The 22358-nt window shown below is 60.6% G+C and carries 20 protein-coding genes and 3 pseudogenes; 2 read left to right on the plus strand and 21 right to left on the minus strand.

Features of this window, described 5'->3' with window-relative positions; all coding sequences use genetic code 11:
- Nucleotides 1–5: 5 nt before the first annotated feature.
- From OMP40_RS03350 to zwf, 12 genes and pseudogenes are all read right to left on the minus strand, one after another.
- Entirely contained in the window at nt 6–1727 is a 1722-nt protein-coding gene (locus OMP40_RS03350; protein WP_277529092.1) for an ABC transporter permease, read from the minus strand.
- On the minus strand, nt 1724–2854 hold the full coding sequence (locus OMP40_RS03355; protein WP_277529093.1) for a Gfo/Idh/MocA family protein: 1131 nt from the start codon (nt 2852–2854) through the stop codon (nt 1724–1726). Before OMP40_RS03355 ends, OMP40_RS03350 begins: the two co-directional genes overlap by 4 nt.
- Before the next feature lie 374 nt (nt 2855–3228).
- On the minus strand, nt 3229–4263 hold the full coding sequence (locus OMP40_RS03360; RefSeq protein ID WP_277529095.1) for a LacI family DNA-binding transcriptional regulator: 1035 nt from the start codon (nt 4261–4263) through the stop codon (nt 3229–3231).
- A 149-nt stretch (nt 4264–4412) separates the two neighbouring features.
- The gene (locus OMP40_RS03365) at nt 4413–4610 is read right to left on the minus strand and encodes a hypothetical protein (RefSeq protein WP_277529097.1); all 198 of its coding nucleotides are present in this window, start codon (nt 4608–4610) and stop codon (nt 4413–4415) included.
- A 270-nt stretch (nt 4611–4880) separates the two neighbouring features.
- Nucleotides 4881–6467 carry a peptide chain release factor 3 gene (locus OMP40_RS03370; protein ID WP_277529099.1) on the minus strand — a complete coding sequence of 529 codons (1587 nt, stop codon included), beginning with the start codon at nt 6465–6467 and terminating at the stop codon, nt 4881–4883.
- Between the two features lie 370 nt (nt 6468–6837).
- Nucleotides 6838–8370, minus strand: a complete 1533-nt coding sequence (locus tag OMP40_RS03375; protein WP_277529100.1) for an MDR family MFS transporter — start codon at nt 8368–8370, stop codon at nt 6838–6840.
- Nucleotides 8371–8523: 153 nt separating this feature from the next.
- Nucleotides 8524–10060, minus strand: a pseudogene (locus OMP40_RS03380) (MDR family MFS transporter).
- 31 nt (nt 10061–10091) lie between these two features.
- Entirely contained in the window at nt 10092–10520 is a 429-nt protein-coding gene (locus tag OMP40_RS03385; RefSeq protein WP_277529103.1) for a cell shape determination protein CcmA, read from the minus strand.
- Nucleotides 10521–10688: 168 nt separating this feature from the next.
- Nucleotides 10689–11444, minus strand: a complete 756-nt coding sequence (locus tag OMP40_RS03390) for a hypothetical protein (RefSeq protein ID WP_277529104.1) — start codon at nt 11442–11444, stop codon at nt 10689–10691.
- Nucleotides 11445–11463: 19 nt separating this feature from the next.
- A complete protein-coding gene (locus tag OMP40_RS03395; protein ID WP_277529105.1) occupies nt 11464–12093 on the minus strand; it encodes a YhbD family protein in 630 nt (209 codons plus the stop codon).
- 262 nt (nt 12094–12355) lie between these two features.
- Nucleotides 12356–12980, minus strand: a pseudogene (locus tag OMP40_RS03400) (cyclase family protein).
- Between the two features lie 54 nt (nt 12981–13034).
- Nucleotides 13035–14589: pseudogene (gene zwf / locus OMP40_RS03405) on the minus strand (glucose-6-phosphate dehydrogenase).
- Nucleotides 14590–14855: 266 nt separating this feature from the next.
- On the opposite strand from zwf, the gene OMP40_RS03410 reads away from it, so the two are divergent.
- Nucleotides 14856–15389 (plus strand): hypothetical protein, encoded by a 534-nt coding sequence (locus OMP40_RS03410; RefSeq protein ID WP_277529108.1) that lies wholly within the window; start codon nt 14856–14858, stop codon nt 15387–15389.
- A gap of 340 nt (nt 15390–15729) precedes the next feature.
- On the opposite strand, the gene OMP40_RS03415 is transcribed toward OMP40_RS03410, so the two are convergent.
- The 6 genes from OMP40_RS03415 to OMP40_RS03440 all read right to left on the minus strand — a co-directional run bounded on the left by OMP40_RS03415 (nt 15730) and on the right by OMP40_RS03440 (nt 20062).
- The gene (locus OMP40_RS03415) at nt 15730–16728 is read right to left on the minus strand and encodes an EAL domain-containing protein (RefSeq protein ID WP_277529110.1); all 999 of its coding nucleotides are present in this window, start codon (nt 16726–16728) and stop codon (nt 15730–15732) included.
- A 43-nt stretch (nt 16729–16771) separates the two neighbouring features.
- Nucleotides 16772–16921, minus strand: a complete 150-nt coding sequence (locus OMP40_RS03420; RefSeq protein WP_277529112.1) for a hypothetical protein — start codon at nt 16919–16921, stop codon at nt 16772–16774.
- 22 nt (nt 16922–16943) lie between these two features.
- Nucleotides 16944–17108: a hypothetical protein gene (locus tag OMP40_RS03425; RefSeq protein WP_277529114.1), complete on the minus strand. Its 165-nt coding sequence runs from the start codon at nt 17106–17108 to the stop codon at nt 16944–16946.
- Entirely contained in the window at nt 17105–18433 is a 1329-nt protein-coding gene (locus OMP40_RS03430) for a diguanylate cyclase domain-containing protein (protein WP_277529117.1), read from the minus strand. Before OMP40_RS03430 ends, OMP40_RS03425 begins: the two co-directional genes overlap by 4 nt.
- A 200-nt stretch (nt 18434–18633) precedes the next feature.
- Nucleotides 18634–19287 (minus strand): response regulator, encoded by a 654-nt coding sequence (locus tag OMP40_RS03435; RefSeq protein WP_277529121.1) that lies wholly within the window; start codon nt 19285–19287, stop codon nt 18634–18636.
- Complete coding sequence (locus OMP40_RS03440; RefSeq protein ID WP_277529123.1) at nt 19247–20062, minus strand: sensor histidine kinase; 816 nt, start codon at nt 20060–20062, stop codon at nt 19247–19249. The genes OMP40_RS03435 and OMP40_RS03440 overlap by 41 nt, the downstream gene beginning before the upstream one ends.
- 31 nt (nt 20063–20093) lie before the next feature.
- Between OMP40_RS03440 and OMP40_RS03445 the strand changes: the two genes are divergently transcribed.
- Nucleotides 20094–20342, plus strand: coding sequence for a hypothetical protein (locus OMP40_RS03445; protein WP_277529126.1), 249 nt, complete (start codon nt 20094–20096; stop codon nt 20340–20342).
- Here the strand turns inward: OMP40_RS03445 and liaF are convergent.
- From liaF to OMP40_RS03460, 3 genes are all read right to left on the minus strand, one after another.
- Nucleotides 20329–20976 (minus strand): cell wall-active antibiotics response protein LiaF, encoded by a 648-nt coding sequence (gene liaF / locus OMP40_RS03450; protein WP_277529128.1) that lies wholly within the window; start codon nt 20974–20976, stop codon nt 20329–20331. The genes OMP40_RS03445 and liaF overlap by 14 nt on opposite strands.
- 163 nt (nt 20977–21139) lie before the next feature.
- On the minus strand, nt 21140–21835 hold the full coding sequence (locus OMP40_RS03455; protein ID WP_277529129.1) for a PspA/IM30 family protein: 696 nt from the start codon (nt 21833–21835) through the stop codon (nt 21140–21142).
- A gap of 26 nt (nt 21836–21861) precedes the next feature.
- A complete protein-coding gene (locus tag OMP40_RS03460; protein ID WP_277529131.1) occupies nt 21862–22356 on the minus strand; it encodes a PspC domain-containing protein in 495 nt (164 codons plus the stop codon).
- Nucleotides 22357–22358 lie beyond the last annotated feature (2 nt).

Consider the following 22358-nt stretch of genomic DNA (forward strand, 5'->3'; position numbering starts at 1 on the left):
CGGGATTACTTGATCCCGGTCATGACCACCCCCTCGATGAAGTAGCGCTGGGCGAAGAAATAGATGACGCCGATCGGCAGCAGCGCGAGGAACGAACCGGCCGCGAGCACCGGGAAGTCGTGCGAAGTCTGGCCCATGATCATCTGGAGGCCGACGCTGAGCGTCTGCAGCTTTTCCGATTGAATGAAGATGAGCGGGGAAAAGAAGTCCGTCCACGAAAAGACGAAGGAGAAGATGAAGCCGCTCACGAGAATCGGGCTGGACAGCGGCAGGATAACCCTGGAGTAGATCGTCCAGTACCCGCCTCCGTCGACGTAGGTCGCTTCGTCCAGCTCCCGCGGGATCGTGAGGAAAAACTGCCTGAACAAAAAGATGAAGTACGGATTGCCGAGTACGTGCGGAACGATGAGCGGCAGCCACGTATCGTACCAGCCGATGTTCCGGTACAGCAGATACAGCGGGATCAGCGTCACCTGCGCCGGAATCATGAGCGTGGCCAGCACGATGGCGAACAGGAACTTGCGCGAACGCGCCTTCGTGCGGGCGAACCCGAACGCGATCAGCGAGGAGAACAGAATCGTGCCGAGACCGACGGAGCCCGCGATCGCGAACGAGTTGCCCATCCAGCGGCCCATGAGCGGCATCGATTCGAAGAGCCGCCCGAACGCGCTTAGCGTAAGCGGGTGCGGGAGAAACTCCGGCGGATATCTGAACGTCTGCTCCTGCGTCTTGAGCATCGTGGACAGCAGCCAGAACAGCGGGCCGGCGAAGATGAACAGGCCGACGAGCAGCGCGACGTATTGCAGCGGCGTTTTGAATCGGTAAGTCATGCCTATGCGTCGCCCCCCTTTATCGCTCTCGTAGTAGACCCATCGGTTCGACGTTTTCATCACGATCCAGGTCAGGATCAGGATGATGACGAACAGAATCCAGGACTGCGCCATCGCATAGCCGAACTTCATGTCGCGGAATGCGGTATTGTAGGTATTCAGCATGTAGGTCGACGAGGAGTAGTCCGGCCCCCCGTTGTTCAGCAGGCGGGATTCGGTGAACATCTGGAAATAATAAATCATCTGCAGCACCAGCGAGAAAAGAATCGTCGGCGAGATCATCGGCAGCGTGATGGTGAAAAATTGGCGGACCCGGCTGGCGCCGTCGATGCGTGCCGCCTCGTAGAGCTGGGCGGGCACGCCCTTGAGCGCGGCGAGGAAGATCAAGACCGGTCCGCCCGAGCTCCAGATGCCGATCGTCACGATCAGCGGCTTGCTCCATCCCTCGGAGCCGAACCAGTCTACCTTCGGGATGCCGACGGCCTCGAGGAGCTGATTGACGAAGCCGCCGTCCGTGCCGAACAGCAGCAGCCAGATGATGACCGTCGCGACGGGCGGCACCAGGTAGGGCAAGTAATAGATCGTGCGGAAAAAGCGAATGCCCTTGATCTCGACGTTCAGCACGACGGAGATCAGAATTTGGAACATGACCGTGATCGGCACGGCGATAAAAACGAAATACAGCGTGTTGCCGAAGCTTTTCAAATAAATCTGATCTTTGAACAAGTCCCGGTAGTTGTCGAACCCGATCCACTGCGGCGGCGTCACCGAGTTGTAATCCGCGAAGCTGTAGATCATGCTCAGCGCGGCCGGTCCGACGAAAAACACGAGAAAACCTACGATCCAAGGAAGGATGAACAACAAAAACGCGCCTTCCTCTTTCCACCTCGAGGTCATGCGGACTCCCCCCTGTCTGTCGGCCTTAGCTCAGCTCGCTGATGTAGACGTATCGTTCTTCCTTGATGGAACGTTCGGCGGCAAGCGCGACGAGCAGCGCATCCCGGCCGATCCGGCCGTTGGCATAGGGCGCTTCGCCCGTGGCGACGGAATTCAGGAAGGCATGCCGCTGCCGCTGGCTGCCGGTATGTCCGCCGTTCACCGAATCGGATTCGTGGTCCAGATCGATGTGGTCGCGGCTCCTGTCCTCGGGACCGAAGATGTCGATCGTCTTGTCCTTTTTTGGCGATCATCTGGCCGCCGTTGCTGCCGAGCAGGCCGATCTCGAGCCCTTCGTCCATCAGGTTCCTCGGCTTCAGATACATGCAGAGGCCGAGATTCGCCTTGCTGCCGTTCTCGTATTCGACGATGACCCAGGCATGGTCGACGATCGAAGTGCTCGTGAGCGTACGGGTCTCGTAATGCGTATAGGAGTTGGTGATGACGTTTGGCTGACCGTCCTTCAGCACGTGCTGACCGCCGGACGCGAACACGCGGCGCGGCTTCGAATCGATCATCCAGTTGAAAATATCGAAGTGGTGGCAATCCTTCTCGATGAGCGCGCCGCCCGACTTGGAAGCGTCATAAAACCAGTCCACCGGCGGGAACGGATCGCGGAATTCCTTGCACCACATCATGGCGACGTCTCCCAGCCGCCCGGCATCCAGCTCCCTGCGCATCCGGCGATAGATGTTCGAGTAACGGTAAGTGAGGCCGATCTGCAGGATCACGCCGGCAGCTTCCGCCTTGGCGATGATCTCGTCGCATTCGCCGAGCGTCGGCGCGACCGGTTTTTCCAGAAACACATGCTTGCCGCGTTCGATAAACGGTACCGCCGCATCGCGATGCATATAGTTGGGCAGCGAGATGACGACGGCGTCGAAGCTGTCGATGTGCTCCAACAATTCCATGTAACTCGCAACGATGCCGGGTTTGTTTCTTCTTATGTAAGGCATCGCCCTCGCCAAGTTGAATTCGCTCGGATCCGCGATCCAGACGATTTCGCAGTTTTCGATTTGATCGAACCCCATCGCATGGCCGGTGCCCATATCGCCTACGCCGATCAATGCCAGCCGGATTTTGCTCATCGTATGTTGTATCCCCCAACCCTGATGTTTTTTTTGCGCCAAACTTTGTTTTTTTTGGATTACAAACTAAATATTATTCGAATATCAGAGAACCGTCAAGGATTTTTAATGAAATTTGGATAGTTTTTCCCCCATGTTTTTGGGTTATATTTGGCGTAAATATTCGTAAAACACGACAGATTAGGATGGCGGCACAATTAAACATTCGGAAATTAACGATCTAAGCGCTTGCAATGCGCTTCAATTGTTAAAAGTAAACAAACATTTTTTCACGCAAAAACTTCGATAATTTTGCCGCAAATAACCCAATTACCTTTGGAAAACAAAAATACCCTGCACCGCATAAACGGGCAGGGCATACGAATCGTGCCGTATCATGTCGATTGTCTGGCCATTAACTCGAACGGCAGCGTAATCTTGACGGGCAGCGGGTATTTGTTCTGTCTGACATCGACGAGCGTCTTGGCGGCCACCCAGCCGATCTCGAACTTCGGAATATGTACGGAGGTCAGCGGCGGCGTCGCATACTCGGCGAAGTCGATATTGTCGATGGAGGCGATGGCGACGTCCTGCGGAATGCGCAGGCCGCTCTCGAATACGGCGCGCATGGCGGAGATCGCCATCATGTCGCTGGCGGCCAAAAATGCGGACGGCAGCTTGGTCGTCTTCTCGAGCGTCCGCTTCATCAACGTATAGCTTTTTTCCGCGTTCCATTCCGTATCGAGGATCCAGTCCTTATGCAGCGCGAGTCCGGCTTCGTCCATCGCCTCTTTGTAGCCGCGGTACCTTTTTTCCTTGGTGATGTCGAGCGACCTGCCGGAGCCGCCGAGGAAGCCGATATGCCGATGCCCCCGCGAGATCAGGTGCTGCACCGCATGCTTCGCCGCCATCAATCGGTCGTAGCCGACGCTCGGGATCGACGGATCGGATACGTCGATGCCGACAACGCAAGGGATATGGCGCTTGATCGCGTCATAGACGACCGGATCGATGCTCTCGACGACGATGATGCCGTCCACCCCGCCATCCTGGATCACCTTTTGCAGCATCTCGGGAGATTTGAGATCTTCGCCGTTGTGGATATACGCCAACTCTCCGCCGTGTTCCTGAATGCCCCGCTCGATGCCCTCGAGGATCGGGGAGAAGTACGGATGGTTGTACTTGTTCTGATTGACCGCCACGATGCAGCCGATCTTGCCGATATCGGACTGGCGCGCGGCCGTCCCGCGCTTCGAGCCCGCGCCGTCCCTGGCCGTCTTGCCGGGGTTGTAGCCGAGCTGCGCGACCGCGTCCCAGATGCGCTGCCGTGTGTCGGCATTGACGGAACGGCTCGTATCGTTGTTGACGACTCTGGACACCGTGGAGATCGATACGCCCACTTGATCCGCGATATCCTTTAAAGTAGCCAATTCGGTCCGCTCCTTTGCCTTGATTTGCCCCAAACTTGTATATGATTTTCATTATAGCGAAAAGGCACCGCGCGAACAATAAACAAAGTAGCGGCTGCTGCGCCGCGTACGCCCGCCTGTACCCGCCTCTCCCGCCGCGAGTACCCGGATCATGCACATGATTTGTGCATGTCCCCTCCCCCCGCGCCGCCTTCGCCCGCGAGTACCCGGATCATGCACATGATTTGTGCATGATTCCCTCCCCCCGCGCCGCCTTCGTTCGCGAGTACCCGGATCATGCACATGATTTGTGCATGGTTCCCTCCCCCCGCACCGCCTTCGCTCGCGAGTACCCGGATCATGCACATGATTTGTGCATGATTCCCTCCCCCGCGCCGCCTTCGCTCGCGAGTACCCGGATCATGCACATGATTTGTGCATGATTCCCTCCCCCGCGCCGCCTTCGCTCGCGAGTACCCGGATCATGCACATGATTCGTGCATGATTCCCTCCCCCCGCGCCGCCTTCGCCCGCGAGTACCCGGATCATGCACATGATTTGTGCATGCACGTCCGCGCGCGCAGCAAAGCCCCGGCCGCAGGCGGCCGGGGCTTCCTTTACGCACGCATTCGCTGCCTTCAGGGCGCCGTCTCCAGAAACTGTACGTCGGGCATGCGCTCCACGGCGGTACGCATCGCGTACTCGTTTTCGAACAGCGCGACGTTATTGTCGTTCTTGTCCTTGACGAGCGTCGAGTTGATGCGGAACTTCGAAGCGTCGAGCTTGTCGGCGACGATCCAGCGGGCGAACTGGAACTGCGTGCGCGCGAGCTGGATATCGACGCCGTACTCGTTTTTCATGCGGTACTCGAAGACATCGAATTGAAGCTGACCGACGACGCCGAGATACGTATCCTCGAACGGGCCGATCGACCGGAACACCTGCACCATGCCCTCTTCGGTCAGTTGATCGAGGCCTTTGAGATACTGCTTCTGCTTGAGCGCGTTTTTGACCGACACCTTGGCGAAGATCTCGGGCGAGAACGTCGGCAGCTCGTCGAACGTAATGTTCGCGCCCTGGGCGAGGCTGTCGCCGATGCGGAAAATGCCCGGATCGAACAAACCGATAATATCGCCCGGATAGGCGGTATCGACGATGTCGCGATCCTGCGCCAGGAACTGCTGCGGCTGGGACAGCTTAATGTCCTTGCCCGCGCGCACATGCTTGACGGACATCCCACGTTCGAACTTGCCGGAGCAGATGCGCAGGAAAGCGATGCGGTCGCGGTGAGCGGGGTTCATGTTGGCTTGGATCTTGAAAATGTAACCGGAGAACTTCTCGTCGTCCGGTTCGACTTCTCCCTCCGTCGTACGGCGCGAAGTCGGCGCCGGAGCCAGCTGAAGGAAGTTCTCGAGGAACGTCTGCACCCCGAAGTTGTTGACGGCGCTGCCGAAGAAGACCGGCGTCAGCTCGCCCGCGCGCACCTTCTCGTAGTCGAACGGGTCGCCCGCGACGTCGAGCAGCTCGAGATCCTGGGCCAATTGGTCGGCGAGATAATCGCCCGCCATCTCGCGGATCGCCGGATCGTTGTAGTCGGCGGCCGGGCGGACCTCGATCGTGGAGTGGTCGTTGCCCTGGAACAGCTCGACCTGCTTCTTCATGCGGTCGTAAACGCCGCACAGCTCGCGGCCCATGCCGATCGGCCAGTTCATCGGCACCGAGCGGATGCCGAGCACGCGCTCGATCTCCTCGAGCAGCTCGAACGGATTCTGTCCCTCGCGGTCGAGCTTGTTAATGAAGGTGAAAATCGGAATGCCCCGCTTGCGGCATACCTGGAACAGCTTGATCGTCTGCGCCTCGACGCCTTTGGCGACGTCGATGAGCATGACCGCGCTGTCGGCGGCGGTCAGCGTGCGGTACGTGTCTTCGCTGAAGTCCTGGTGACCCGGGGTGTCCAGGATGTTCACGTTTTTGCCGGCATACTGGAACTGCATGACCGACGAAGTGACGGAGATCCCCCGCTGCTTCTCGATCTCCATCCAGTCGCTGGTCGCGTGGCGGGCGGCTTTGCGCGCCTTGACCGAGCCGGCGATATGAATCGCGCCCCCGTACAGCAGCAGCTTTTCGGTCAGCGTCGTTTTGCCCGCATCGGGGTGGGATATGATCGCGAAGGTGCGGCGCTTCGCCACTTCCTGCTTAAGTTCGTCGCGGATCGCTTTGCTCATGAATCACGGATTCCTCTCTTGGACAATATGGCAAACTACATTATAGCATATTGTGCCCGTTCCAGGACGTGAACTGCTGCGATCCAAGGGCATTCGGCGAGGATAGCGCATTTTTGCGCGATGGCGGCGGCGAGTGTGGCGCGAGCAAAGAGCACGCGGCGAGAATAGCGCATTTTTGCGCGATGGCGGCGGTGAGCGTGGCGCGAGCAACAAGCACGCGGCAAGGATAGCGCATTTTTGCGCTATGGCGGCGGCGAGCGTGCGTACAAGAGCGACACCTCCGGCAAGTCGCGCGGCCAGCACGTGTAAAAAAGCCGCATTGCACCCTGAAGTGCAACACGGCTCCCTGTCCTTAGTCTTTGACGAAAGCTCAATGCGCCAGCGGCGCGTCTCCGTCCTCCCGCTTTTGCAGCACTTCCTTCTTCAGGAACCAGCACAGCACGAAGGCGATGCAGACGAACACGATCGAGATGACGTAAAGATTGTGATACGCGCCGGAGAACGCGGTCTTGACGTGTTCGAGCAGGTCCGGCGCGAGTCCCTTCGGGATGCCGCCCGTCTGAATCTCGCCCGCGGTGCCCGCCGGCAATCGATCCGCGATTCCCTCGATGCCCTTCTTGATGTCCCCGGCCAGCAGCGAGCCGAACACGCTGAGACCGATCGACGCCCCGATCGACTGGAAGAGCTGCACGGTCGACAGCGCGATCCCGCTCTCCTCCTTGCTGACCGACTCCTGGACGATCAGATTGTCCCCGCCGAACAGCGCGCCGAGGCCGACGCCCATGATGACGAAGGCGACGACGACGAAGATGACGCTGACGTCGATGTCAAACTGCAGCATCAGCGCCAAAGCGACGATCGGCAGCGTAAACGAAAGAATAAAAATCGTGCGGTACGCGACTCGCGTGATCAAAAATCCGACCAGGATGCTGAACGGGATCGCCCCGCCCATGAACGCCAGGTTCAAATATCCCGAAGCTCTCGGCGACAGGCCCATGACGTTTTGCGCGAAAAAAGGGAAGTTGGCGAACGTGCCCATCACGCCGAGCATGAGGATAAACACGATGCTGGACAATACGACGACGTTGCGGTTGCGGAACAGGTGAAGCGGGATGATCGGCTCCTCCACGCGTCGTTCGATCCAGATCAGCAGCGCCGTCAGCACGACGAACAGGATGAGCATGCCGATAATTAGCGGCGAGCTCCACGACAGCCCCTGCGTCTCGATGAGCACCGGCGCGAGCAGCAGGGACAGCAGCGCGAGCATGAGCGTCGCGGCGCCGAGCCAGTCGATCCGCTTCTTTTCTTCGCCCCTCTTTTCGACCATCCCGAACCACATGACGGCCGCGGTCAGGATGCCGAACGGAAGGTTGATCAGGAAAATCCAATGCCAGTTCACGTGCGAGATGAGCTCGCCGCTGATTGTCGGTCCGAGCAGCTGCGGGAGGATCATCAGCGGTCCGAACAGCGCTTGCAGCTTGGCGCGTTGCTCGAGCTCGTACGTATCGCCCAGAATGACCATGGCGAGCGGCATCAGACCGCCTGCGCCGATCCCTTGAATGCCCCGGCCGACGAGCAGCATCGGCATCGAATGCGCAAGCCCGCAGACGAACGAGCCCGCGATGAACAGGCCGATGCAAGCGAGATAGACGCGTTTGCGGCCGTACAGATCGGCCAACTTGCCGAGGATCGGCATGAACAGCGTCATGGCCAGCATATAGATGCCGGCTACCCAGCCCATCAGCGGCAGTCCGTGCAGATCCCGGATGATCGTCGGCATCGCGGTGGAGACGATCGTCTCGTCGAGCTCCGCGAAAATCAGGCCGAGCATCAGGCCCGTCAGGACGAGCGCTTTGTTGTTTTTGCGTCCGATCGCGGCTTGCGCGAGTGGAGCCATTGCCATTTGCGTTTGCACCCCTTTAAATCGGCGGAACCGCCGCCCTCCCGGACGGCATCCGCGTTTTGAACTGTCGCCATCTTACGACCGGTTTGTGAACTCAATATGAAATGGCGAGGCCGGCGTCATGCCCACGATGCCATGTCCCCGAACTGCCGTTCAATGCCCGCCCGCGGCCATTTCCGGCTTTTCCCCTTTCGCGGGAATCTCCAGCTTCGACCGGCCCATGAAAAAGACGGCGGCAAGCGCGAGGCCCGCGGGCACGAGCGACCACAGGAACATATGCGAGATCGAGGACGACAGCGCCTCGACGATCTTGTGCAGCGTTTGCTCGGGTATATTTGCGCGGTTTTCCGGCGTCAACGATTGCCGGATGTCGCCGAGCGCAGCGCCCTGCGCGTCGTTCGCGCCTGCGAACGCGTCCTTCATCTTATCCGCGAGCGAATTGCGCTGCATGATGCCAAAGACGGTCAGACCGACGGTCATGCCGAGCGAACGTACGAACGACATCGTCGAGCTCGCCGAGCCGCGCCGGTTGGCGCCGAAGCCGTGCATGCTCGCCATCCCGAGCACGGAGAACGAGAAGCCGACGCCGACGCCCGTGACGATCATGTACCAGACCAGCGTCGCCCGCGACGTGTCCGGCGTGATCGTCGACAGCAGCGCCGCCCCGATCACGAGGATGACGGCGGACAAGATCATGACGTTTCGATAAGACGTCTTCATCGCCAGAAACGCGCCGATCTGCGAAGATACGACCGAGCCGAGCGTCAGCGGGAGCAGGATGAGGCCCGAGTTCGTAGCGGAGCCGCCGTTCACGCCTTGTACGAAGATCGGAATGTACATCGCGAACGTGATGAACGCCGCGCCGTAGAACAAGCCCGCCACCGTGCTCGAGGCGAACAGCCGCTGCCGGAACATATCGTAAGAGATGATCGGATCCGCCGCATTCGTCTCCGCGTACAGGAACACCGCGAACAGCGCGAACGCCGCGGCGAACAGCGAGACGATCTGCGCGGAATCCCACGCGTACGTCCCCCCCGCCCAGCTCCAGCGCGAACATGAGGCTGACGACCGCGCCGACGAGCGTGGAAGCGCCCCACCAGTCGATCCGTTGTTTCATATGAACGCGGGACTCCTTGTAGCCGAAGACGATCAGCGCCAGCGCGACCAGACCGAGCGGAAGATTGATGTAAAAAATCCAGCGCCAGTGGACATGGTCGGTAATGTACGCGCCCAGCAGCGGTCCCGCAAGGCTCGAAGTGCCGAAGACGGCGCCGAAGATGCCGGACATGCCGCCGCGCTTCTCCACCGGAATGACGTCGAACAATATCGTGAAAGCGATCGGCACGAGCGCGCCGCCCCCGATGCCCTGGATGGCCCGGTAGACCGACAGCTCGGCGATGCTCGTCGCGGTTCCGCACAATACCGAGCCGAGCAGGAACATGATCATGCCGAAGATGAAAAACCGCTTGCGTCCGTACATGTCGGACAGCTTGCCGAAGATCGGCATGCCGGCCATCTCCGTAACGAGGTATGCCGACGTCACCCAGACGATCTTGTCGTAGTCGCCGAGCTCGGAGACGATCGTCGCCATGGCGGTGCCGACGATCGTATTGTCGATGGCCGCCACGAAGATGCCGAGCATCAGTCCGGCGAGGACGATGCCCAGCTTGTTGCCTTGCGAAGCGCTCATGATTAAACCTCCCTAAATAAACGATATTGGATTAAATGCGCACGCGCTGACCGACCTGGGCGCGCGAGTCCACGCGCAGCTCGCGGCTGTACTCGACGCGTCCGATCTTGCATCCGGGACCGATGACGACATTGCCGCCTTTTACGACGTCGGCTTCCGTATACTGCAGCTCGACCTGGTCGCCTTCGATCGTGCCGGCCTTCAGCGAAGCGGCTCCCCCGGACGACACCAGATTTTTCAGAGCACCCATTCGGCTACGCCGCACGCGCAGCCGGCCTCCCCCGAGCTCGCCTACGCTGCTGGGGCCGAACAGACCGAGCTCCAGCCGATCGGCGCTGAGCAGACCGCCGCACACGATCGCCCCGCGCAGCATGGCGTCGCCGAGCTCCGCGTCTTTGTCCACGGCAAGCTGGCCGTTGAGCCTCACTTTTTCGCTGCGCAAGCCGCCCTTTACCTTCAATTCGCCCGTTCCCCCCGATCTCCCCGCTCACAAGATCGGTCTCGACGCCGCAAGTGCCGGTGAGCTTGACCGCAGCCGCCGTCAGTCCCCCGCGCACGGCGACGCTGCCGGTGCAAGCCAGCCTGCCGCAATCCAGATCCCCGCGAAACTCGCACTCGCCCGTGATTTTCACTTGGCCGAAGACGCCTCCGTTCGAAGCGCTCGTTCCGACCAGTTTAAGCGCGGGCCGGCTTTGGTTATGCATTGGTTCTCGCCTCCTCGCCGATGCGGGCCGACGGATGCTTGCGAAGCTCGGTCCGATACTCTACGCGATCGATGACGCAGCCTTCGCCGATCGTCACCCGATCCCCTCGCACGACTTTGACCGTCGCATGATCCAGCTCGATCACATCGCCTTCGATCGTATCGGCGACGAGCTCCTGCGCGAAGCTCGGCATGATGTGCTGCCACAGCGATTGCCAGGCGCCGGTCCGTCCCTTGCCGATGCGGATCGCTTCGCCTCCGATCTCCCTGGCGGCGCCTCTGCCCTGCAGCTTCAGATCGATCGTGCCCGCATTCAGCAGCCCGCCGATCCTGAAGGCGCCTTCCCCCCTCGATGACGTCCATCTCGCAATCTTCGCCGACGGTCAGCATGCCGTTCAAGCGCAGCCGCCGCCCCGCATAGGTCCCCTTCACGGTAATCACGCCGTCGATCGCGGCCTCGCCGATGCTTGCGCCTCCCGCGATATCGAGCGTGCCGTCGAGGTCGAGCAAGGCAACCGTCAATCGTCCGTCCACGCGCACTCGGCCGTCCGCGTCGAACCTCTGCGCTTCCACTTCTCCGGCCACCTTGCAGACGCCGTTAAGCGCCACCATCTTGTAGACGCCGCCTGCCGCCGTGCCGATGCCGTCCATTTTCAGGTCGCCGATCATCTCGTTCGTCATCGCCGAATATCCTCCTTTTTTAATTCAGCTTGCTCCTCAACTGCTCCGCGAGCTCCGCCAGTTGGAGCCTGGCCACGATCTTGACGCCGGCATCGAAGTGCAGCGCGGACGGGACCGCCGCGAGCGCGAACATCGACACGCCCATCTTCCGCATGAACAGCAGCTCGCACGGCTTGCCCTCGTAGGAGGGAAAGTGATTCCGCAGCGTTTCCATCAACAAATCGCTCTCGATAAGGCTAATCTCGCCCGCGGACAGCAGCTGGTCCGTCGCGAAAAAATACAGCAGCAGCTCGAACGAATATGTCTCCTGACCGTTCAGTTGCGCAGGCGCGCTGTGCCGATTGATTGAAATCTCCGAAACAATGTTACGATCCATCAACTCGCGCTTGGACAATGACAGGTCGGTTTGATAAGGAGACAGCTTGCCGGCCAGTTCATCCAGGGACAAATCTTCCTTCATGTTCATGATCCGATCGATCCTTGCCAATATCATATCCTTCGGGAAAAACGTCTCCTGCCCGGTAAAAGTCGACTTGCGGATAAACCATTCCTCGGGAATGAGCTGCTTGCGCTTCCAGCGATACAATTGACCGTAAGAAATGCCCATCTGCTCCAACAGGTCTCTTTTGGATATCAATTCGCGCTCCATCGAACTCACCTCTGGCTTGAATGTAACATAACACTGTTACGTTGTAAATGGGCGAGATCGAGCATGCTGCGATTTTTATTGTAAACGCGTGGAAGGAAAATCGCTTCCGTCTGCGGTTGCCTTGCAGCCTCGGTCTTGAGACGGAGCGCAAAGCGATATTGAAGCAAGGAATCCAGGGCATGGCGTTGCGGTAAAAAAAAAATCGGGACGCTTGGCGTCCCGATTAAACCTCTAAACCTCGTTCATTCCAACACTCGCTCCATTAGTCCCCGATCAACAATGCTCTGGCCGGCGCGGCGTCGATGCCGGTCATCTTGAGCGGCGCGACGACCAGCCAGTAGGAGCCCGGCGCGACGTCCTTCAGGCGCACGCCTTCGACGATGACGACGCCTGCGCGCATCAGCGTGCGATGCGTCGGGTACTCCTCCTGCGCCCGCTCGATGCCTAGCGCGTCCGTGGCGGCGACCGCGATGCCGATCTCGGCCAGATAACGCGCTCCGTCTTCGCGCAGGAAGACGAAGTCCATCAGAAATTGTTCGCTGAACGAGCTGCTCGTCTTGAATAACAGGCGCTCGCCCTTCTGGATATTAAACGGTACGAGGTCATCCTTCGTGATCGAATCCTTAACGTGCGTCAAATCGAGCACGCGCGCCGGGCCGACCAGCTGCTCCAGGGAGATCGTCTCGATCGTAGCGCCGCCGGCCAGCATGTGCAGCGGCGCATCCACGTGCGTGCCCGTATGGACGTTCATCGTCAGCAAGCTTTCGTGCGGCTTGCCTTGATCGTGATTTTGAACGTTTTGAATGCTCGGCTTTTTTTGCTTCGTAATTTTTCCAGACTTGCATGCCTTCTTCGATCGTCATGCTGATGTCGTAAATCCGCGGCATCCGATATTCCTCCTCCGATTAAAGGCTGCCCGCGCAGGCGGGCAGCCTTCTACTTTACTTGCCGGTGTTCGTCACCCAAATGACGTTGTCCTCGTCCTGCCCGTTCACCGGCCACCAATGGAAGCCGTCCTGATGAAGCAGCTTGTGCGCCTGCTGCGGTCCCCATGCGCCGGCGGAGTAGTAAGCCAGGTCCGCGGCATGCTCCTGCCAGGCGGCCGCGATCGGATCGACCAGCTGCCAGGCGGCCGCCAGCTCGTCCCAGCGCGTGAAATACGTCGAATCGCCGCGCGCCGCGTCGAAGATCAAGCGCTCGTAGGCCTCGGGCGTGTTGATGCCGACCTGGCAGCTCTGGCAAAATTCCATCGCCACGGGCTGCACCGTCATCTCGTTGCCCGGCTTTTTTGGCGTTGATCCTAATATAGATGCCCTCCATCGGGTTAACCCGGATGACGAGCAGGTTCGGTTGGAGCTGCTGACGGCTTGCGAACAGCAGGTTGCCCGGCACGTTCTTGAACTCGACGACGATCTCGGTCGACTTGACCGGGAGCCGCTTGCCCGTGCGGACGTAGAACGGGACGCCGGCCCAGCGGAAGTTGTCCACGAACAGACGCGCAGCGAAAAAAGTCTCGGTCGTCGAATCCTGCGGCACCGAATCCTCCTCGCGGTAGCCCTTCAGCGCCTGGCCTCTCAGCTCGCCCGCTGTATATTGGCCGCGAATGACGCGCTCGCGCACCTCGTCGCCGGATTTGAAGTTGCGCAGGGAGCGAAGCACCTTGACCTTCTCGTCGCGGATCGCTTCGGGATCGAGATGGCTCGGGGGCTCCATCGCGATCATCGTCAGCATCTGCAGCATATGGTTCTGCACCATGTCGCGAAGCGCGCCGGACTTGTTGTAGTAGGCGCCGCGCTCCTCGACGCCGACCGTCTCGGACAGCGTGATCTGGACGTTCGCGATATGCTGCTTGTTCCAGAGCGGCTCGAAGAAGGCGTTCGCGAAGCGAATGACCTCAATGTTCTGCACCATTTCCTTGCCCAGGTAATGGTCGATCCGGAACACTTCTTCCTCCCGGAATACGTGCCGGATCTCCTCGTTCAGCTTGGACGCGGACGGATAGTCGTAGCCGAACGGCTTTTCGATGACCAGTCTGTGCCAGCCTGCGCTCTCCAGCATGCCGCCGTCGCGCAGGTTCCGGGAGACGGTGCCGAAAAGCTCCGGCGCGAGCGCCAGGTAAAACAGGCGATTGCCGGGAATGGAATAGCGCGCTTCAAGCGCCTCCGTCGACGCCTGGAGCTCGCGGAAGCCGTCCACGTTGCCGATGTCGAGCGAATGATACGTAAACCGCTCCGCGAAGCCCTGCCAGTCCTGGCCGTCTCCGATCTTGTATCGGCAAAATTCCTTGATCGATTCGAGGACGTCCTCGCGGAACTGCTCGTCCGTTCGCGGGCGCCGCGCGAGCCCCACGATCGCGAACTTGTCGCCGAGCTTGCCTTCCCGATAGAGGCTGTACAAAGCCGGGTACAGCTTGCGCCGCGCGAGATCGCCCGTCGCGCCGAAAATAAAGTAAACCGCGCCTTCGGCGGCTACGTTGTCGTTCTGTTGATCCGTCATGTGTTCGTCATCCCTCAATGCGGTAGGATAGCGCTCGCCCGAGGTACGGTCGGATCGCCGTAAACGCTCTCGGACTGCATCGCTTTAAAGCCCAATTTTTACCCGTACTCATGCACAGTAGTTTATCATAATTGACTTCCCTAAGCTATTATTTTGGAGGTTTTTTACAGCCCTCCCGCCCGTGTTTCAAGGGCATGCGCATCGGGTAATTCAGCATAACTTTGTAATAGGAAAAAACGGCCGAACGCCGAGGAGGTCAGCGATCCATGGCCATACGTTTCAACAGTCTGAACGGCTCCGCCCGTCTCACGTCCCGGGTATCCCCGATCAATCGCGTAACGCCGCTGTTGCCGTTTCAAGAGGTGCTCGACGAGGAATCGTACCGGTACGTGCGGGACGAAGACGATTCGAGACGTTCGCCTAAGCCCGCCCCGCTGCCTCCTCACGTCAAGCGCGCAGCCGAAGCCGCCTCGTCCGTCGTGCGGCAGGCGATCGAAGTGAATTACGCAGTGGACAGGGTGTACGCGAGTCCGTCCGAAGCCGCGATGACCGAGCTGCGGGACAAAGCCGAAAGCCTGAGCCGAAGACTCCAATCCGAGCAAGAGCTTCAGCTTGATCCGGGGATCGAAGAACGCCTCTCCGCCGCCTATTCGCCGATGGGCTGGCGCAGGGTCGCGGAGCCGCTGGCCGAGCAAGCCCCTTGGCGGATGATTCCCATCCGCGAAGCGATCTATACCGATCAGATGCAGCTGCAGTCGCTGTATCCGGATACCGGACTGCTGCTCAGCGCGGAAGTTTAAACGACATCATTGCAAGTCAACGGCCTGCGTCCCGTGGTTTATGGGATGCAGGCCGTTAGACGTTGGAGGGCTTTCGATATTTGAACAGTATCCCCTTCGTTCAGGAATGGCCCTTATGCGCAATGTTACGACATCGCCCTCGTTAGGGAAGCAAGCACTGCTTGAATTGTTCTCGAGAGCGGCGCTGTCTCTAGCTCAGACTCGTACGCCTCCTGTTCGAAGGGGATACCGTTCAAACGCATCGCCATACGGTTTAGGTCCCGCTCCTGACGCTATGGGATACTGTTCAAACGGCCGAGGGTACGCCGATTCTGCTTGCACGTTCACGAGCGGCACGCCATTAGCGCCGGCCGCCCTCCATCGGTCCCGGCCGTCCGAGCAAGTAGCCCTGGGCATAAGGCACGCCCATCGCAATGAGCTTGTCGAGCTCCAGCTGCGTCTCCACGCCCTCGGCGATCAGCCCGATGCCCATCCGGTCCGCGGCTTCGACGAGCGTGCCCAGCAGATGCTCTTTGAACGTATCCGCATGCAAGCCGCTGACGATCGAGCGGTCCACTTTGATATAATCCGGTCTCAGCTCGACGATCGACAGCAACGAGGAGTAGCCCGCGCCGACATCGTCGATGGCGATCTTGTAGCCCTGGCTTCGATAGTGGGCCAACACCCGCTGCACCGAACCGAAGTCGCTGATGCTCGAGCGCTCCGTGATCTCGAAGACGACCTGATCGGGCGTCAGACCGTGCGCCTTCAACAGCGCCAGCGTCTTCCAGGGCGCGAACTGCGGCGCGTCGATAATGCGCGGGGATAGATTCAGGAACAGCTTCTGTTCCTTCGCGAGGCCGGCGCTTCCCGAGATGGCCCGTTCCCTGGCAAGGCGGTCGAGCGCATAATCCTTGCCCGCGCGTTCCGCGAATTCGAACAACGGCAGGGGGCCGCTGAAAACGTCCGTATCCACCGGTCTCGACAATGCCTCGAAGCCCAGCGGACGATGCGCACGAATGTCGATGATCGGCTGATAGACGGAGCGCAGCGCCTGCTTTTCCAGCAACCGCTCCAATTCGCCGAGCCGGAGCGCGTCGTCCAGCGCATCCTCGCGCTGGCCGCTTTGCATCGCCTCCCGCGCCATCTCGTGCAGCTTGCGGCCGGTCGCCTCGCCTCGCTTAAACTCGCCGAACGCGCAGCCCGCGCGAAGCAACGGCTCGCCGGGCAGTTCCTCCCGCAGCGCAGGCTCGAGCAGCCGCTGCTTGTACGCCCTCGCGGATCGCATCAGCTCGCGTCTAAAGCGGCCAGGTTCCTCCTGCTTGGCCGTACAGAAAAAGAGCATCAGGTCGTTGTGCACCCATTTAGCAGCATACGGCCTGGCCGGTTCGGAAAAGCTTTCTTCAAGAAGCTCCTCCGCTCTCTTTTTCCACCTGGCTTCGATCAGGGAAGCCGCGCTTCCCCCCTGCGCCGCTCCAATAGAAATAAAGCAGGGCCGCCTCTCTATCCGCTACCCTGGATATGCCCGGCCCCGGATAAGTTCCCAACGCCATCGTGTCTCCTCCTCCAGCCGTCTTATGCCCGTTCCTCGACTGATGCAGCGAATGCCTCGGCGATGGCATAAGCGCTTCCCGGCAGTTCTTTGGCTTTTTTCTTGCATGCCGCCGCCAATCTCGACAATTCCTCGTGGCTGATGATCCCCGAGCCGTCCCAGCGGATGACCGCGATCGACAGCGTCACGCCGGGCTGCTCGATTGCGACGCCGTGTCTGTCCACGACCTTCGTCGGCCGGGCAGTACCGTACATCGGATCGACGCCGGCATGGAACCGGTCGATGAAGGTGCGGCAGCGAGCCTCGGGATCGGGGGAGGTCGCTGATCGAGATAAAGTCGTCTCCCCCCGATATGTCCAAGGAAATGATCGGCCCCGTCTTCCTGGCTCAGAACGTTGCCTAGCACCGATGCCGTATATCGGATCATGTCGTCTCCGGCGCTATAGCCGTAGCTGTCGTTAAACCATTTAAAATAATCCAGGTCCGCGTAATATACGCTGAACGGCTTTCGCATTTTAATGCGGGCTTCGATCTCCCGGCGAATGATATCCCCGCCGGGCAATCCCGTCAGCGGGTTGACGCGGCGAGCCGCTTCGGCTTGCAGCGACGCGAACGATTCAAGCAGCGCCTTCACGGTGACGCCGCCGACATACTTGCCCTGTTCGGTCACGATGACCGTGTCGTACAGCTGCGAATCCGGCCGGTCCATGGCCAGCCTGGCGACGGCTTCCACCTGCATGTCCGCATCCGCGACGAGCGGCGCGTTCTCCATGATCTTGTCGATGGTCCGGTTCCAATAGAGGGGCATGCCGAACTTGGACGCCAGCATCCGGTTCAGCCTGTCCCGCGTGATCAGGCCGCGCGGCTCGCCGGCGATCTCCACGACGATGCTGTGCGTATCGGGCTGCTGCTCGAACCACTCGGCGGCGGCCGAGACCGGGGTCTCCGGCGGCATCGCCGCCATGGCCGTCGCCAGGCGGCCGACCGTCAGTCCCGGTTCGCCCTCCGACCAGGGCCCCGTCGATTTGGCATCCGCGGTCTTTTTGATCGGCTTCGCAGCCGTTTCGGGAACGCTGACGTTGGCTTTGTCCAGCGCCTGGCAAGCGAGCGCGCCAGCTTCAAGCATGCCCTCCATCAGCAGCTGCTCGGCGTTTTGCCCCTGCGGCCTCGAACGCAGAAGAAACAATCCGAAGCCGATCGCGGCCGCGGCGGCCGCGGCGGCAGCGCCTTCTTCGACGATGCCGCGTAGCTGCGCCTCAAGCTCGGTTCGGACCGTCTGCCGGCGTCGTTCGTCCTCCGGCAGACGTAAGGCGAGCAGAAGCAGACGCTCGCCCTGCCAGCCCCACAGGATCTGAGAGCGGCTGTCCATCCATTGCTTCAGTTTTTTTCTCGGCCAAGCCGCACTGCCGGGCCCAAGCCGCGCTGCCAGCATGCCGACGCGCGCTTCACGGGAACCACCGGCGATCGTCCTGATGCATGCCGGATTCAGCAGACTTTTTACCCATTTACTCATGGTAGCCGCCTCCACTGACAACCTGCTTCTTACCTATTGTAATCTCGATTCGTTAACGGAAGGTAATATTTACCGTCAGAAAATAAAAAATTGTCGATAACGGTCGAACAACCGGGCGTAAACTCGCATTCGGGCATAAAAAAACCGCATGCGGCGCGGCGAAGCGCTCATGCGGCTGCTTTTTCGTTCAAAGCGCCGGGTTATTCGGCCAACCCGTTGCGGTGCGCGTAGATCGCCGCTTGGGTACGGTCTTCAACGCCGAGCTTGCTGAACATGTTGGTCAGATGGTACTTGACCGTCTTGATCCCGATGAACAGCTCGTCCGCGATCTCTTGATTGGACTTGCCCTGCGCGATCAGCTGCAGCACTTCCATCTCCCGCTCCGTCAGCTCCTCGTGCGGCTGCGCCTCGGTCTGCGCCGGGCGCCTGAACCGGTTCATCATCTTGGAGGCGACCTGCGACTCGAGTACCGATTGGCCGCGCGCGGCGGCCCGGATCGCGTCCGCGATCTCGCTCGCCCTCGATGTCTTGAGCAAATAGCTGAACGCGCCCGCTTCGATGACCGGGTACATCTTCTCGTCGTCGAGAAAACTCGTCAGCACGATGACGCGGCATTCCGGCTGCTGCTCGAGCAGACGGCGCGTGGTCTCGATGCCGTCCATGCCTTCCATGACCAGGTCCATCAGCACGACGTCCGGATCGTACGCTTTTGCGAGCCGCAGTCCGTCTTGACCGTTGCCCGCTTCCCCTACGACTTCGATGCCTTCCTCGGTCCCCAGCACGGCGGCCAGTCCGATTCTCACCATCTCGTGATCATCGACCAGCAGCACTTTGATCGGCTGTTGCTCCGTCATCTTCCCACCCTCTCTCTTCCGTCATGATCGGCACCCGGATCTCGATGCGCGTGCCCTTGCCCGGCGCGCTGGCAATATTCAGGGAACCGCCCAGCTCGTTCACCCGTTCTTCCATGCTGACGATCCCGTACGAAGCGTGCTTCTTCTCCTGCAGATCGAAGCCGACGCCGTCGTCCCGGATCGCCAGCCTGACGGTGTCTCCCCGTCTATGTAAGGCGATATCCATCTTGTTCGCCCGGGCATGCCGCAGCGTGTTGGACAATGCTTCCTGCACCATGCGGAACAGATGGTTCTCGATGCCTTTGTTCAACGGCAGGTCCTCGTCCATATCCAGCGAGATATCGATATCGACTTTGGCCTGCATCTCCTTCACCAGCTCCGGCACCGCCTGCGACAGCCGCTTGCCTTCCAGATGGACGGGACGCAGGTGAAGCAGCAGCGCGCGCATCTCGGACTGCGCGACCGACGACATCTCCTCGATGAGGGCGATCTGCCGCCTCGCCCGCTCGAAGTCCTGATCCATCGTCCGCCCGACGGCGGTTGCCGTCATGGAGATGGCGAACAGCTGCTGGCTGACAGCGTCGTGCAGCTCGCGGGCGAGCCGCTGCCGCTCCTCGACGACCGCGCTCATGCGCGCCTTGGCCGCAAGCTCGGTATTGTTGGTCGACAGCCGCTGAAGCGAGGCGACTTGCTCTTCCCACTTCCGGCTGAAACGGACGAGCTGTTCGGCGAGCAGCCCGATCTCGTCCTTGCCCATGTTCGGCTGCGGCTGCACCGGGCTCCCCCCGCTCCATCAGCAGCAGCGTATGGCGCATCTGCTCGATGCGGCTGCGCGTGGGCAGGCTTCTGAACAGACCGAAGCCGACGCCCGCCACGATGAGGACGCCGACTGCGGTAAGGCCGAAGGTGATGACGGTCGACCACGACTCGAACGGAGCCGCGAGTCCCTGGCTTTCCAACAGGTAAATGACGACGAAGCCGACCCCGAGGGAGAACAGAACAGCTTCGCCGATATGACGCCAGACCATTGTGCGCTCCTCCTCAGATCGGCCTGATGCGAATGTTGCCGACGATATAGTTGAATTGCAATCTGATCTGCTGATCCTGCCGCGCGAGGCCGGGCGAGCTCCACGACATGCGCCGCATCATGCCGCCGTCGCCTTGACCGTCGACCGTCACTTGGCCGAGCAGCACGTTCGCCTCGACCAGAACCCCGTAGTCCTCGGGGACGACGATCTCGATATCGCCGACGATGCCTTGCAAGACGACGTTCGTCGCGTTGTCCTCGGGCACCGCGCCGGTCAGGTCCAGCCTGACCTCGCCGTACAGATGCCAACAGCCCATCGAACGAAGCACCCAACCGGGCCGATCCTGCCTCATGTTAAGTATCAGCTTTGGCCTGCTGACGTACCCGACGCCCGGGGAAGGCCTCACCCGCAAATAATAGATCGCCGCGAGGATCAGACCGATCGCGAGCACGAGGCCGATCTGGTTGACGACCAGCACGATGGCGCTGACGGCGATGACAGCGACCGACAATCTGCTGCGGTCCTGCCTGTAGCGCTCGATGCCAAGCCACAGCAGGATGGCCGCGTTGATCGTGGCGAAGCCCGCTGCGGCGCCGACGGCCAGATAGAGTCCGGCGGCGATGAATACCAGCGACTTTTTGGACAAGTTCAGGTTTCTCATATCGGCCGCCTCCTCTCCGTACGATCGTCTGCGCTGCGGCCTATTGCCTTATTATCGCGGATAAAGCCATAACGGACGGGGATCGTCCGTTATGGCCTTCGGCGAGCATCCTTGCTAGCATACCACATGTTCCCTATGGCGTGAATGCCGCCAGTCGACTTCCTTATTCGGCGGACGCGGACGGAGGCGCGATGCGGCTCTTAAGCGCGGCCAGCTCCTGGTCGACCTTCATGGCTTTGGCCGGATCGACGGAGGACGGCGCGACGGATACGCCGCCGAAAGGCGCGCCGGGCAGGCGGGCGACATCGGCCTCGGCTTCCATCTGAAGGATCTTTTCCTCCATCCGGTAGAAGCCGCGGGAAGCGTTGCCGCTCTCGATCGTGTGCGTCTGGCTCGTTTGCGCCAGCTGCTTGCGCGCCTTGGCCATTTGGGCGCGGGCGGCCAGCTCGTTGCGCTTGTTGCGCAGCTTGTAGAACTCTTCCTTCATCTCGTGCAGCTGTCCGGTCAGCTCCGCGACCTGCGCGCTAGCTTGGCTGTGCAGCTCTTGCAGGCTGTTCGCCTGGCCTTCGTAGTAGACCTTCTCCTCGAGCAGCTTGCGGGCGATGCCTTCGTTGCCCGAGAGCAGCGCCTGTTCGGCCTGGCCGATGCGTTCCGCGGAGATGCGAACCGCCTCGTCGAGGCGCTGCTTCAGCCGGCGCTCGGCCGCCATCTGGCGCGCTACCGTCACTTCGGCGTCGCGAATCTCCACTTCCATGTCCCGAATATACTGGTTAAGCATTACGACCGGATCTTCCAGTTTGTCCAGCAGCTCGTGCACCGATGCCTTCGTCATGTCCTTCATTCGTTGAAATACGCCCATTGTATTATTCTCCCTTCGATTGTTGTTCAAATTTGGTGATGCGGGCTTTCAGTTCTTCGATTTCCTTCTTGAGCGCCTTCTTTTCGATATCCTCCATCATCGCGTCGAGCGTCGACGATGCCTGCGAGGAAGGTGCGGCCGTTTGCGGAGCGGGCCTGGCTGCCGGGGCGGCGGGTCCGGGACCGGGCCATGCGCCGCCGGTGCCGGCGTTCCAGGAGGAAGCGGGCGGTGCCGGCGGACGTTGTTGCGGAGGCGTCCAGCCGCCGTGCTGGGGAGGGGGGCGCCCAGCCGCCATGGCCGGCATGCGGACCGCCGAAGGCGCTGCCGCCGCCGAAGTCCGAATCGCGGGGAATGATGAACCCGGCGATGATGTAGACGAACAGCACGGTGCCGCCGGAGAAGACGGTCACGATGACCAGCAGGATTCGAAGCAGCGTCGCGTCCACGCCGAGATAATCGGCGAGTCCCGCGCACACCCCGAACAGCTTGCGGTCGCGGGTCGATCTATACAGCTTGCGCATCG

Source organism: Cohnella rhizosphaerae, assembly GCF_029525575.1.
GTDB lineage: Bacteria > Bacillota > Bacilli > Paenibacillales > Paenibacillaceae > Cohnella > Cohnella rhizosphaerae.

Bases quoted from the DNA above. Each gene is read 5' to 3' on its own strand.
- OMP40_RS03455 (WP_277529129.1), bottom strand. From the start codon at position 21,835: ATGGGCGTATTTCAACGAATGAAGGACATGACGAAGGCATCGGTGCAC.
- OMP40_RS03410 (WP_277529108.1), top strand. From the start codon at position 14,856: ATGGCCATACGTTTCAACAGTCTGAACGGCTCCGCCCGTCTCACGTCC.
- OMP40_RS03365 (WP_277529097.1), bottom strand. From the start codon at position 4,610: ATGTGCATGATCCGGGTACTCGCGAGCGAAGGCGGTGCGGGGGGAGGG.
- OMP40_RS03350 (WP_277529092.1), bottom strand. From the start codon at position 1,727: ATGACCTCGAGGTGGAAAGAGGAAGGCGCGTTTTTGTTGTTCATCCTT.
- OMP40_RS03390 (WP_277529104.1), bottom strand. From the start codon at position 11,444: ATGACGAACGAGATGATCGGCGACCTGAAAATGGACGGCATCGGCACG.
- OMP40_RS03395 (WP_277529105.1), bottom strand. From the start codon at position 12,093: ATGGAGCGCGAATTGATATCCAAAAGAGACCTGTTGGAGCAGATGGGC.
- OMP40_RS03430 (WP_277529117.1), bottom strand. From the start codon at position 18,433: ATGAGTAAATGGGTAAAAAGTCTGCTGAATCCGGCATGCATCAGGACG.
- OMP40_RS03355 (WP_277529093.1), bottom strand. From the start codon at position 2,854: ATGAGCAAAATCCGGCTGGCATTGATCGGCGTAGGCGATATGGGCACC.
- OMP40_RS03445 (WP_277529126.1), top strand. From the start codon at position 20,094: ATGGCGCATCTGCTCGATGCGGCTGCGCGTGGGCAGGCTTCTGAACAG.
- OMP40_RS03420 (WP_277529112.1), bottom strand. From the start codon at position 16,921: ATGGCGTTGGGAACTTATCCGGGGCCGGGCATATCCAGGGTAGCGGAT.
- OMP40_RS03435 (WP_277529121.1), bottom strand. From the start codon at position 19,287: ATGACGGAGCAACAGCCGATCAAAGTGCTGCTGGTCGATGATCACGAG.
- OMP40_RS03370 (WP_277529099.1), bottom strand. From the start codon at position 6,467: ATGAGCAAAGCGATCCGCGACGAACTTAAGCAGGAAGTGGCGAAGCGC.
- liaF (WP_277529128.1), bottom strand. From the start codon at position 20,976: ATGAGAAACCTGAACTTGTCCAAAAAGTCGCTGGTATTCATCGCCGCC.
- OMP40_RS03460 (WP_277529131.1), bottom strand. From the start codon at position 22,356: ATGCGCAAGCTGTATAGATCGACCCGCGACCGCAAGCTGTTCGGGGTG.
- OMP40_RS03375 (WP_277529100.1), bottom strand. From the start codon at position 8,370: ATGGCAATGGCTCCACTCGCGCAAGCCGCGATCGGACGCAAAAACAAC.